The organism is Deefgea salmonis (assembly GCF_020531905.1).
Taxonomy (GTDB): Bacteria; Pseudomonadota; Gammaproteobacteria; order Burkholderiales; family Chitinibacteraceae; genus Deefgea; species Deefgea salmonis.
Genome location: NZ_JAJAWG010000004.1, coordinates 172,115 through 185,978, shown reverse-complemented (window position 1 = coordinate 185,978; position 13,864 = coordinate 172,115). Strand labels below are relative to the sequence as shown.

The window sequence follows — 13,864 nt, the reverse complement described above, 5'->3', positions numbered from 1 at the left end:
GCGCCCTAAGCCCCCCTTCAGCACCAAGCACCGCCAACCAAGCGATTAAATTTTAACGTCAATTCAATCATTTATCCGAAATACCAGCAAAAAACAGCACACAGGGGTTTACAAAACAGCCTAGCCTAGCTAGAATTCGCCACCTCACTGAATTGAGCAATCTTTTCAGTATGTAGTGCGCGATTGGTGGAATTGGTAGACACGCAGCGTTGAGGTCGCTGTGCCCTTACAGGCGTGCGAGTTCGAGTCTCGTGTTGCGCACCACAAAAAACATTAACCCCGACAAGCTTTGCTTTGCGGGGTTTTTTGTTGTCTGCAGCACCGCAAAACAACGCCTTGGGATGACCAACACCCCACCTCCCTCTGCAACACTCCCCCGCCGAAACCCGATACAATACCGCTGATCGAGTATTCTGAATCAGGTCGAAAGCTATGTCACAAGCCACCAACAATCTCGCGGCGTATATTTGGTCACTAGCCGACCTATTGCGGGGGGATTTTAAGCAGAGCCAGTATGGCCGCATCATCTTGCCGTTTACGCTTTTGCGCCGCTTGGAATGTGTACTGGCAGAGACTAAAGAAGCCGTGCTCAAGCAAGTTGAAATTGTTGAGCTGATGAATTTGCCCGAAGAAGGCCAAGAAAAACTATTGCTGCGCGCCACGGTCACGGCGAAAAACTCAAACGGTTTGTCGTTCTACAATACGTCCAAAATGGATTTGAGCACGCTCGGTGAAGCGGGCATCAAGGCCAATCTTGAAAAATACATTCAATCTTTCAGCCGTGACGCGCGCGAGATTTTTGATCACTTCAAATTCAGCGAATTTATCGCGCTGCTGAACGACGCCAATCTGCTGTACAAAATCATTCAAAAAGTTCGCACCACCGATCTGAGCCCTACGGCGGTTTCTAATTATGAAATGGGTTTGGTGTTTGAAGAGTTAATCCGCAAATTTGCAGAAAGCTCAAATGAAACGGCGGGTGAACACTTTACCCCGCGTGACATCGTTCGCCTCACAACGTCGCTGGTGTTTATGGAAGACGACGATGCGCTGACCAAAGAAGGCATCATCCGCACTATTTACGACCCAACAGCAGGTACCGGTGGTTTCCTCTCGGCGGGGATGGAATACGTGCACGAGCACAATCCGCAAGCGGTAATGAGCGCCTTTGGCCAAGAGCTGAACCCCGAAAGCTACGCGATTTGTAAAGCCGACATGCTGATCAAAGGCCAGAATGTCAGCAATATCAAGCTCGGCAATACGCTATCGAACGACCATCTTTACGCCAATAAATTCGACTATATGTTGTCTAATCCGCCGTTTGGCGTGGATTGGAAAAAGATCGAAGGCGACATCAAAGACGAGCACACACTCAAAGGTTTTGATGGCCGCTTTGGCGCTGGCCTGCCGCGCGTATCCGATGGCTCGCTGCTGTTTTTGTTGCACCTGATTAGCAAATTGCGCGATGGCGCTGAAGGCGGTGCGCGGATCGGTATTATTCTAAATGGCTCGCCGCTGTTCACGGGTGGCGCTGGCTCGGGCGAATCTGAAATTCGCCGCTATATCTTAGAAGCCGATTTGCTGGAGGCCATCGTCGCGCTGCCCACCGATATGTTCTACAACACTGGCATTTCAACGTATATCTGGGTGCTCTCGAACAAAAAATCGACTGAGCGTAAAGGCAAAGTTCAGCTTATTAATGGCGTGAATCTCTGCGGCAAGATGCGCAAATCCTTGGGCAGCAAACGCAATGAAATGGGTGAAGACGACATCCGCGAAATTACCCGCTGCTTTGGTGACTTTGCCGTTGTCGATGCGCGTGAACTCGATAAACCTACTGAGCAGAAAAGCAATCGTGGTCGTCAATCTGCCAACCCCAAAGCTGAAGTCGCCAAAACCTTCGCCGCCAAGATCTTTGCCAGCCACGAATTTGGCTACCGCCGCATTACCATTGAGCGCCCGCTGCGCCTGTCTTACCAATTCAGTGACGACCATATTGCAGCACTGCGCTATGAATCAGGCGCGCTCAATGCCGCAATGAAATGGGTTTACGCCGAATATGGTCAGCGTTGGTCGAATGAATTCGACGCTACAGCGAAGATCAATGTAGGGTCGGATTCATCCGACCAAACCAGCTACGGTCAACTCGCTGCGGTTGAAACTGAAATTCGTGCTTATCTAAAAAGCCATTTTGCCGACCTGAAAGAAAAACACATCAAAGACCTGCTAGCACCGCAAACTTGGCTCAACCAGCGCGACTTGCTGCTCAAAGCTAAACACTTGCAAGCCATCATCGGCGAGGCGCAATGCGACGACTTCAATGGCTATGACGATGCCCTCAAAGCGGCGTTGAAAACAGCCAAACTATCGCTCGACACCAAAGAGAAAAAACAACTCACCGATGCAGTCTGCTGGAAAAACCCAGCCGCTGCCAAAGTCATCAAAAAAGTTCACAAAGGCACAGCAAAGCCACTGTACGGCCTATTTACCGTGGGTAATGAAGTCATCGAATACGTGCCCGATGGTGATCTGCGCGACAACGAAAATGTCGCGCTGGATCCAACGCGCAGCGTCAACGACATCAACGAGGCGTACTTTATTAAAGAAGTGCAGCCGCACGTAGCCGATGCATGGATCGACGCCAGCAAGACCGACGCCAAAGATGGCGAGATTGGCATTGTGGGCTATGAAATCCCCTTCAATCGCCACTTCTACCAATACCAGCCGCCACGCGATTTGATCGATATCGACGCCGATCTGGACGCCATCAGCGCTGAAATCATGGCCTTGCTGCAAGAGGTGCATTCATGAGCGAGCTGATCCCCGCCAACGATTTTGCCGAAATTACCCAGCTGATCGATGCCGCACGTCAGCGCGCCTATCAAGCCGTCAATACCAGCCTGATTGAGCTGTACTGGCAAGTTGGCGCTTATCTGAGCAACAAGATTGCCGCCGCCGAATGGGGCGAAGGGGTGATTAAGCAGCTGGCACAACACTTGGCTGTGACACAGCCGAGCTTGAAAGGTTTTACCCAACGCAATCTGTTTCGGATGCGTCAGTTTTATGAGACTTATCACCAAGAAGCAATTGTGTCACCACTGGTGACACAATTGCCGTGGACGCATAACCTCATCATTCTGAGCCAGAGCAAACGACCAGAAGAGCGCGAGTTTTACCTGAAAATGGCGATTCAGGAAAAATGGAGCAAGCGCGAATTAGAGCGCCAATTTAATACCGCGCTGTTTGAGCGCGTTGTACTCAATCCGGTAAAAGCCTCTCCGCTGGTGACACAAGCTCATCCCGAAGCCCTGAATATATTTAAAGACAGCTATGTGGTTGAATTCCTCGGCCTGCCGCAAGCGCATAGCGAAGCCGATTTACAGCAAGGATTGCTGGAAAAACTGAAAACTTTCCTGCTAGAGCTGGGGCGTGATTTTTGCTTTATTGGTAGCGAATATCCGCTGCAAGTCGGCAAACAAGATTTCTCCCTCGACCTGCTGTTTTTCCATCGTGGGCTGAACGCCTTGGTTGCGATTGAATTGAAAGTGAACCGCTTTCAGCCCGGCGACTTGGGTCAGCTCAATTTCTACCTCGAAGCGCTCGACCGCGACCACAAAAAGCCGCACGAAAACCCCAGCATCGGCGTATTACTCTGCGCCAGCAAAGACGACGAAGTGGTCGAATACGCCCTCAGCCGCTCGCTGTCACCGACCCTGATCGCGCAATACCAAACGCAATTGCCGGATAAAAAACTGCTGCAAGCTAAACTGCACGAATTTTACCTGCTGAATATGGCCGAAGGAGACGCAGAATGAGTCGGTATCAGGCGTATGCGGAATATAAAGATTCTGGAGAAGAATGGTTAGGCAAAGTGCCTGCTCATTGGGACGTCATTCAAATAAAGCATTTAAGTCCAATTAAACGCGGTGCGTCACCACGCCCAATTGATGATGCGAAATATTTTGACGATGATGGTGAATACGCATGGACAAGAATTGCTGACGTCACCGCCTCGAATGTTTATTTAACTGAAGCGCCACAGCGATTGTCTGATTTAGGTAGCTCGTTAAGTGTAAAGCTTGAACCCGAATCGCTTTTTCTAAGTATTGCAGGAACCGTAGGAAAGCCTTGTATCACAGGTATTAAAGCCTGTATTCATGACGGCTTTGTCTATTTTCCTGAGCTTAAAATTCCTAATAAATTTTTGTTTTATGTCTTCGCTGGCGAGCAAGCCTATAAAGGCCTTGGCAAGTTTGGAACGCAGCTTAATCTAAACACTGACACAGTTGGCGGCATTAAAATTGGCTGCACAACGAATGCAGAGTTAGAAAATATCGTTGAATTCCTCGACCACGAGACGGCGAAGATTGATTTGTTGATTGAAAAGCAGCAAGGCCTGATTGCGCTGCTCAAAGAAAAACGTCAAGCCGTCATCAGCCACGCCGTCACCAAAGGCCTCAACCCCAACGCCCCACTCAAAGATTCGGGAGTGGCATGGCTAGGCGAAGTGCCAGAGCATTGGGTTGTTAGCCGAATAGGCTTCCACGCTAATAAAATAGGCAGTGGAAAAACACCAAAGGGTGGTAGCGAAATATATCAAGATGACGGTATTTTATTTTTAAGAAGTCAGAATATTTATGACGACGGACTAAGAATTGAACACTCAGAATGCGTTTATGTGAGTAATGAAATTCATGAAGAGATGTATGGAACGCATGTTAAATCTGGCGATGTTCTTTTGAATATTACGGGAGGGTCAATTGGTCGATCCTGTCTTGTTCCTGCTAATTTTACCGAAGCCAATGTAAATCAACATGTTTGCATTTTACGATTTTCAGATGAATTTAATGAGTTTTTCTCTTATGTAATTAAAGCCGACTTAGTGCAGTCTCAAATTGACTCATGCCAAACAGGCGGAAATCGAGAAGGTTTGAATTTCGATCAAATATCAAAATTGATCGTTTGTATACCTCCAATAGAAGAACGCAAAATTATTGTTAACCGAGTTAAGTTGTCAATCGAAAAATTTGACCAAATAGAAAGTGCAGCAAGACAAGCAATTGAAAAAATGCAAGAACGCCGTACAGCTCTAATCTCCGCCGCCGTCACCGGCAAGATCGACGTGCGCGACTGGCAAGCAAAGCATTAATGGGTATTGCCTTGTAGCTATTATCAATCAATGGCCACAATGAAATACATCAACAAAAAAACGTGAGTGACTTGGTTTACCCCCCAAGTCACCCCTCAAGTCACCCCACATGTCGCGGGGCGTTTTAAACTTAAGCACAGACCAACACCATGACCGATCTCGCTGCAGAACTCGCCTTTCAAAACGACATTATCGACCAACTGATTGCGCATGGTTGGCAGCTGGGCCAAGCCGATCAGTACAATCGCGAATTGGCGCTCTACCCCGAGGATTTGTTGGGCTTTGTGCGCGAGACGCAGGATGCCGAATGGCAGAAGTTTTGCGGTAATCACCCAAAAGACACTGATCAGCAATTTTTAGAATTGGTCGCCAAGCAATTGCAAAAGGCCGACCCAAACGCCACCAGCGGCGTATCGCGTACCTATGGCACGCTGGGCGTGTTGCGGCATGAGATTAAAGATCGTAATGCGCGCTTTAGCCTGTGCCAATTCAAACCCGAGCATGACTTAAACCCCGATACTTTGGCGCGTTATAAACAGAACCGCCTGCGCGTTGTGCCTGAGCTGGTTTACAGCCCCTACGCCACGGCGGCGCATTTGGCGGAAACGGGCGCAAAAGCCAAAGCGTGGCGGATTGATTTGGTGCTATTTGTGAATGGCCTGCCCGTGGCGACGCTGGAATTGAAATCCGAATTTAAGCAAGCGGTGCACAACGCGATCAAGCAATACAAAACAACACGCCTGCCCGTTGACCCGATTGCCAAAAAGCCCGAACCGCTGCTGAGCTTTAAGCGCGGCGCGATTGTGCATTTCGCCGTGAGCCAATACGAGGTGTATATGGCGACGCATTTGGCGGGGGAAGACACCTACTTCTTGCCGTTTAACAAAGGCACTGCCGATGGTGGCGCTGGCAATGATGTACCCAAAGATGTGAACCGCTACGCGACGGATTACCTGTGGAATGAAGTGCTGCTGCCCGATAATCTGCTGAACATCTTGGCGCGCTATGTGCATTTGCAGATTGAAGAAAAAGAAGATTTTGAAGGCCGCAAGTACAAAAAAGAATCGATGATTTTCCCGCGTTACCATCAGTGGGATGTGGTGAATAAACTGATTCAAGCGGCACGCACGGAAGGCCCAGGGCAAAAATACCTGATCCAGCATAGCGCTGGCTCGGGCAAGTCGAACTCGATAGCATGGGTGGCGCATCAGCTGTCTAGCCTTTACAACGAGCTAGGTAAAAAGCAGTTTGATTCGGTGATTGTGGTAACGGATCGCAATGTGCTCGATGCGCAGCTGCAAGATACGATCCATCAATTCGAGCACACCGATGGCGTGGTTGGGCGGATTAATAATCAGGAAGGCGATGGCTCAAAATCAGAAAAGCTCGCCAAAGCTTTAGAGAGCGCGCAGCCGATTATTATCGTTACGATTCAGACTTTCCCATTCGTGCTCAAAGCGATTGAGAATAGCGTCAGCCTAAAAGAGCGTTGCTACGCCATCATTGCCGACGAAGCGCATTCATCACAAACCGGCTCGACGGCACGGCAGCTCAAAGAAGTGCTAATGAAAGACGCCTCTGAAGACGTTGAAGAACTCAGTACCGACGACATTATCGCCGCAACCGTCGCCTCGCGCCGCGCATCCAAAAACCTGAGCTACCTCGCCTTTACCGCGACGCCAAAACCGAAAACGCTAGAGCTATTTGGCCGCCTGCCGCGCCCTGATGAAGTGGCGTCAAGCACCAATAAACCAGCGGCGTATCACGTGTACAGCATGCGCCAAGCGATTGAGGAAGGCTTTATTCTGGATGTACTGAAGAACTACACCAATTACAAAGTCGCCTACAACCTCGCACTAAAAATCCAGAATGCAGCGACAGATGATGTCGAAGTCGAAAGCAAAAAAGCCAAGGTAAAACTCAATCAATGGGTGCGCCTGCACGATCACAATATCGCGCAAAAAGTGATGGTGATTGTTGAGCATTTCAAAAACAACGTGATTGGGCTATTGGGTGGGCAAGCCAAAGCGATGGTCGTTACCAGCTCGCGCAAAGAGGCAGTGCGCTACAAGCTGGGCTTTGATAAATACATCAAAGACAAAGGCTATCAAAAAATCCACGCGATGGTGGCGTTCTCTGGTGAAGTTGAATTTACCGACAAAGACCCGAACAGCGCTGCGCTGCTGGGCGAGAAATTTAACGAAACCAATATGAACCAGAATCTAAAGAAGCGCGATCTGCGCAAAGCTTTTGATTCGGATGATTACCAAGTCATGATCGTGGCGAACAAATTCCAAACGGGATTTGATCAGCCCAAGCTGTGCGCGATGTATGTCGATAAAAAGCTAGCCGGTGTCGAATGCGTGCAAACGCTGTCGCGCCTGAACCGCACTTACCCGACCAAAGCGGCAACGGGTACGTTTGTGCTGGATTTCTTTAATGAACCAGAAGACATCCTCGATGCATTCCAGCCCTACTACCAAACGGCAGAGCTGGCCGATGTATCTGACCCGAATTTGATTTTTGAGCTGTTTGAGAAATTGCGTGCGGGTGGGATTTTTAACTGGCAGGAAGTCGAGCAATTTTGCACTGCGTTTTATGTAAAAAATAAAAGCAACGCGGCGATCTCGAATATTTGCAAGCCTGCGGTACAACGCTGGCAACAGCGCTATAAATCGGCGGTTGAGGCGTTTAAGCAAGCCAAGGATATGTTCGAGCGCGCCAAAAAATATAACGATGCAGTGATGATCGCCAATACGGAAAACAGCCTGAAAGACTGCCAAAAAGAAAAAGACGCGCTGGAAATCTTTAAAAAGGATTTGGGCACGTTTGTACGCTTTTACGAGTTTATGTCGCAGATCGTTGATTACGACAATCCAGAACTCGAAAAGCTCAGCCTATTCGCACGCAACCTACGCCCAATGCTGCGCGAAACCATTCTCGACGAAGACGAAATCGACCTCGACAACGTCATCCTCAGCCACTACCGCGTAGCCAAAATCCGCCAGCAAGACTTAGTGCTGCAAGAAGCCCAAGGCGAATACCAGCTAGAAAATGTTGATGGCTTGGGAACCGCGAAACCGAAAGACAAAAAAGAAGAACTCCTCTCGCAGATTATCAGCCGACTCAATGAGCTGTTTATCACCGACCAACTCACGGATGGGGATATGGTCAATTACGCCTACACCATCCGCGACAAAGTCGGCGAGAACGACATCGTGATGAAGCAAATCGCCAACAACTCCGCCGAGCAAGCGATGCTAGGCGATTTCTCAAAAGCCATCGACAACGCCATCATGGACAGCAGCGCAGCACATCAAAACCAGATGATGCAATTGCTATCTGACCCGAAGAAAGCGGCTGGGTTTGCACGGGTGGTGTTTGATTTATTGGCGATGGGAAGTAAATGTTATACAAATTAATTGTAAAAAATATTTATTATTTTTCGCCGAAATTAGCCATATATTTAGGTTTTAAAAAATGAAGAAGAGAAACAAAAAAAGTCCAAGCGAATTAACTAGAATTCTTGCATCATCAAACGAAAGAAAAAAAGTTCTAAATGCATTTTTCGCAAAATCAAGCACTTCGGCAATTAGGAAGGGTCCAGCAATTTTGAAAATGCATCATCACTTTAAACCGGCAATAACACTATCACTAGACAGCAAACACCGGTTTTATGAGTCATTAACTCCAACACTGAATAATGATCTAGAAAAAAATATAGCTTGGTGCCTAGGTCTAGTAGATGTCCATTCAAAAGAGATAGCATACTTTATTAATGCTGAAGCCAAACTTGAGATACTGATTCTTGAACAAGAAACAAATAGTGCATTGCTTATTCTTGATGAAATCGATGTTATGTGTGGAATTTCAACTTGGTCAATTAGTCTCCGAGCATCACTATTAGCATTTTCTGGCAGGGTGGATGAACACCAAGACCTAGTCAGTAAATATATAAAAGATGATCATCAAATAAATTTCTTTAAATCAGTTGTATTGAAACTATCTGAGCGTTACAGTGACTCCGATATGCTCTCACCAGAAGCAAAGTTTTTCGAGCAGAGTGTCCGCCGAAGCTTTACTGGAGATATTTTACACTTTGCAACATATAAATTTATAAAAAACACATTCAATTACGATCTTGATTTCGCATCAATTTTTGGATTTGAAAAAAACACATCAATTATTGACATATTTAAATGCTTACTAGATTTTACTTTACACTCATTCATATCCGACATGACTGATGTTGAGAAAAGTGAAGCACAAAAGGTCGTCAAACATCTATGCCATAAATTCAACTCAGCTCATATTAACGGACTAGCTAACATTTATGGAATAAAAACCAACTGGGAGTTTGAAAAATCTAAGTTTGATATTTTAGACTACTACACAAGTGGTGATTATTCAGGTGCTATAAACTCAATCAAAGATGAGGAAAGTAATAAATATAATTTCACACTATTCGAATTATCCGCAAAATGCTCAACTAGAAATTCAATCGCTCCTTACTGTGACTACCAAGGCAAGATATTTTCTTCAATGGTGTCATTGTTAGTTAAAAATGAAAATTTTGATAAGTCCGTTATATGGCTTGAGGCACAAACTTTTTCATTTGGCATGTTGCCTTGGTTTAGAGAACTACAACTTTTTCTATGCTGTGAAGCAAAGCTAATCAACGGGATACGAAGTAAAAAACTTGATCAACTACGAGCAGCACTTTCATCTGTAAATTCGCCAGGTAAAGCCTTTGCGATACATGAGACATTAGAAAGTGAGTATATTGAAAAGCTAAAAATTTCGAATGAATCTTCGCTAGTATATAGATTATTTGAAATATCACGAAATTATGACAAGATTGAAAGCGCATTCAAACAATTGAGCGATGTGGCCCCTGGCCGAATGAAAAAATTCATTGCCATTCAATCCTTCGAAAGACACGACTATAGCTCAGCTGTTAATTTGTTCAGCGAACTAATTAACGACAACGACGTTCTTATTGCACAAAGTGCGGCTCGCAACTTAGCCGATGTATACCTAGCAATGCACGAATATGAAAAGGCGGCAGAAGTATTCGTCAATACAATAATTAAAAATGAAAATTTAATTTCAATATTTGACAGCCGCGCAATATGCTTTGAATGTCAAGATCTAATCAACATATCTAAATCGGCAACACTTCCATTTTTATTTTCTATTCACTCACGATTTGTAAGTGATGAATTTGATCCAGCTCTGAGCTATAGCTTTGAAATTTACCTAAATAATAACAATGCAAAATTGCCACTTGATTTGACAACATCAAAGGACAGTAATACACATTATTTTTTACGCTATGTGTGTACACCTAGTGCAATGAAAAACTACTTAGAATTTTCTAGCGCAAGTGAAATTGAGCGCTACCGAGTTTCAATTTGTCAATATTTAATTGAACAAGGAGATTCTATTGAAGATCTTAGCTATGAGGTTAAAGAAAGAACACGGAAGTTGGTATTACGTGATGCAGCCAAGCAAATTGAAAGTAGTCGAATTTATGCTGATACAAGCTTCATGTTTTCTAGCTCTGTTAGCGACATTAAAACTATGTACAATCGATTTTCTGAACTAAGAGAAAATGACTATTCATTGGCTCAAGACGAATTAACTCTTGACAATATGTACAGAAAATTCTCAGGCAATAAAGACATTGTAAACAACATGCACCTTTTACATATACAAGATTTAATTCTCAATGAAAAGAATGGGGTCTTCCTGAAACTTATAAAACGAATTCGAGATGAGTTTACTTTTGGGGACAAAGGCTTAAATGGCTATTTAAGCACACGTATTCGTCATGGACATTTCCCAAATGCAATAAGAAAATGCTTTTCAGACAACAATCTTACCATCCCAAAAAGTTCATCCTTGTCAAATTCAAGAAAACAATCGTACTGGTCCACACATTTTGAATCTTTATCTGGTCCCGATGTTATTGCTATTGAAAAGCTCTGCTCTGATTTTGCACTAAAAATTAATCAAATGATTGATGAGGTTAATGATAAGTGGTTTCAAATCCATACAATTGACCAAGAAATATCTGGTCTATCACAAATAACCATTAACGATAAAGCGATGTTTAATTTTTCTGTAACATCACTTGAAACATATTCAATACAGTTATCGATAGGAAAGGGACGTGAATATACAGAATTTGCAAAAGTTGCAACTCAGTGGCTATGGTCAAGAACAGAAAATAGCCTTAAAGTAATAAGGGAGCGGCTTGCTGATGAATTTCGAGACTCTATTTGTTTGCTTATTGATAAATTCCATACTGACATTTTACAAGTAGCTGCCAAAGACACTGCAATCTCTGAGTTTAACGATGCAATTAGTCGTGCTAGAACATCATTGAGTGCCACAGTAGAAACCATAGCAAGTTGGTTTACACGTTCTCATGGGGTTACTCTAAAATCTTTTGATTTTGATATTCCTATTGAAATTGCACGTTTATCAACATCTGCAAACGTCAAAATTGATATCAGTTGCCATCTTCAATTTCAGGGTGTATTTCTTAGTTACTTTGTAGATTTTCTATACGTTATTTTTGAAAATTGTGTAAGTAAATCTGGCATAAACAAAGAAAATTTGGAGATTAATACATCAGTAAAATTAGATAATGATAACTTTATTGTTACTATCGAGAACGATTGTAAATTTGTTGGTGATATTATTTTAGCAAATGCTGGATTAGACATATACCGTGAACAATATGGCAAAGCAGATTATGCTATTAAGGCTGCTCAAGGTGAAGGACAGTCTGGTTTTTTCAAAGTTTGGAAAAGTTTATACAAAGATATGGACTTGATGCACTCAATCGAGTTTGGTTATGCTAACAATCAAACATTCCGTGTGCAAATAAGCGTGCCAATGACTGAGTTGAAGAAGGTGATTTTTTATGAAGATACTTCTAGTTGAAGATGATTATGATAAGCGCGAGCGGATCATTAATCATATAAACTTTGTAACAAACAATGAAGCCGCAATTATCTCAAAAGAGTCCTTGCGCTCCGGGCTTCGCGCCGTTATTGAGGAGAAAGAAATTGACCTTCTACTCTTAGATATGAGTATGCCTAGTTTTGATATTAGTGCGGCTGATCCTTTGGGTGGAGAACCAGAGAGTTTTGCTGGGTATGAAATAATGGCTCAAATGAAATTACGAAGAATTAATACTCCTGTTGTAGTAGTTACACAGTACAAATCATTTGAGAATGGAGCAGTAAGTTTGGATGAGTTGATTTTAGGCTTTTCGAAAGAATACTCCTTTTTCAAAGGTTGCATTTATTACAATTCTGCAACAGAAGACTGGAAAGCTGAAATTTTGAGTTATTTAATAATGGATGAGAAATGAAAGTACTTATTGTGGATGATCAGTACAATGATACAACAAAACTAATTAGCTCTACCTTGATCAAACTTGGAGTATCAGAGCCTATGGTTGTTCAGAACTCTAATGCAGCTCTTCGAGCAATGGAAAAAAATCAATTTGATTTACTTGTTCTGGATCTTCAAATACCAGATATTCTTGGCGGCGATATAAATACAAACGGGGGAGTTGAATTAATAAATTCAATTTGTATACGTGCCAACGTATTAAGGCCAAGAAACATTGTTGCAGTGACCTCCCACAATGATTCATATGAGGAAAATGTTGATTTCTTCAGAAGCCGTGGCTGGGTGTTAATTAATGCCAACAATGACACACATTCTGTTTCTCAAATAATCCACAATAAGTTCAATTACTTGTATGACAAGCATGCACACTTTGATGTCGTTTTTATAACTGCACTAGAGCATACAGAATTAGAAGAGTTATTAAAATTCGATCTAAAATGGGATAATTTTTCACTAAGAGACAACCCGAGTAATTTTTACTCAGGAGAGATAACAACAACAGATGGTAAAATAAAAAAAATACTCGCAGTCAGTTTGCCACGGATGGGAATGAGCTCTGCTGCCGCATTAACTGCAACAATCTGTGAAAAGTTCACTCCTAAATTAGTCATAATGACAGGAATTGCTGCAGGCATTAAAGGAAAGGTGGAATTGGGAGATATATTAGTTGCTGAATCTACTTGGGATTGGGGAAGTGGAAAACTAACAATTAGAGATAATAAAGTAATCTTCTTATCTGCCCCGCATCAATTACCACTTGATGCTGCTATATACTCTAAATTTAAAACCTTAGCCGTTAGTCGAAAATATTTAGATGAAATTTACTCTAACTGGAAAGGCGGGAAACGTCCACCTCATAGCTTAAGTATGCATGTTGGACCTATTGCTACCGGAGCTGTGGTCTTAGAAGATCCCAACACTACGGCACTGATTCAAGAGCATAACAAGAATACAATCGGAATTGAAATGGAGGCCTATGGTGTAATGTCGGCAGTACATCAATATTCAATCATTGGCACCAAAGCAATAATAATAAAATCAGTATGTGATTTTGCTGATCCACACAAAAATGACGATTGGCAAAAATATGCTGCATATACTAGCGCATCAATGGCGTTGAAATTTTTAGAGCATGAATATACATACTAAATTAATCAAAATGTAGACCTATTCGACTGTTGCCAAACCTATATCGATTATGCAGTATCAACTCATCGCCAGTGAACAACGATGTAGCATTTATCTGCTGGTGATGTTTTGATCATAAAGACACAATAAATGTTG

General features: G+C 43.6%; 7 protein-coding genes and 1 tRNA gene. All 8 read left to right on the top strand.

Annotated elements, in window-relative coordinates:
- Positions 1-177 precede the first annotated feature (177 nt).
- The 8 genes from LG219_RS08880 (at position 178) to LG219_RS08845 (ending at position 13,729) form a co-directional block, all read left to right on the top strand.
- Positions 178-264, top strand: a tRNA-Leu gene (locus LG219_RS08880).
- Positions 265-432: 168 nt separating this feature from the next.
- Positions 433-2,811, top strand: a complete 2,379-nt coding sequence (locus tag LG219_RS08875; RefSeq protein ID WP_226764145.1) for a type I restriction-modification system subunit M — start codon at positions 433-435, stop codon at positions 2,809-2,811.
- Positions 2,808-3,815 (top strand): PDDEXK nuclease domain-containing protein, encoded by a 1,008-nt coding sequence (locus LG219_RS08870; protein ID WP_226764144.1) that lies wholly within the window; start codon positions 2,808-2,810, stop codon positions 3,813-3,815. The genes LG219_RS08875 and LG219_RS08870 overlap by 4 nt, the downstream gene beginning before the upstream one ends.
- A complete protein-coding gene (locus LG219_RS08865) occupies positions 3,812-5,149 on the top strand; it encodes a restriction endonuclease subunit S (RefSeq protein ID WP_226764143.1) in 1,338 nt (445 codons plus the stop codon). Before LG219_RS08870 ends, LG219_RS08865 begins: the two co-directional genes overlap by 4 nt.
- 149 nt (positions 5,150-5,298) lie before the next feature.
- Complete coding sequence (locus LG219_RS08860) at positions 5,299-8,571, top strand: type I restriction endonuclease subunit R (protein ID WP_226764142.1); 3,273 nt, start codon at positions 5,299-5,301, stop codon at positions 8,569-8,571.
- Positions 8,572-8,629: 58 nt separating this feature from the next.
- A complete protein-coding gene (locus tag LG219_RS08855; RefSeq protein ID WP_226764141.1) occupies positions 8,630-12,103 on the top strand; it encodes a tetratricopeptide repeat protein in 3,474 nt (1,157 codons plus the stop codon).
- Entirely contained in the window at positions 12,084-12,536 is a 453-nt protein-coding gene (locus LG219_RS08850; RefSeq protein WP_226764140.1) for a response regulator, read from the top strand. Before LG219_RS08855 ends, LG219_RS08850 begins: the two co-directional genes overlap by 20 nt.
- Entirely contained in the window at positions 12,533-13,729 is a 1,197-nt protein-coding gene (locus tag LG219_RS08845) for a phosphorylase family protein (protein WP_226764139.1), read from the top strand. The genes LG219_RS08850 and LG219_RS08845 overlap by 4 nt, the downstream gene beginning before the upstream one ends.
- The last annotated feature ends 135 nt before the right edge of the window (positions 13,730-13,864 follow it).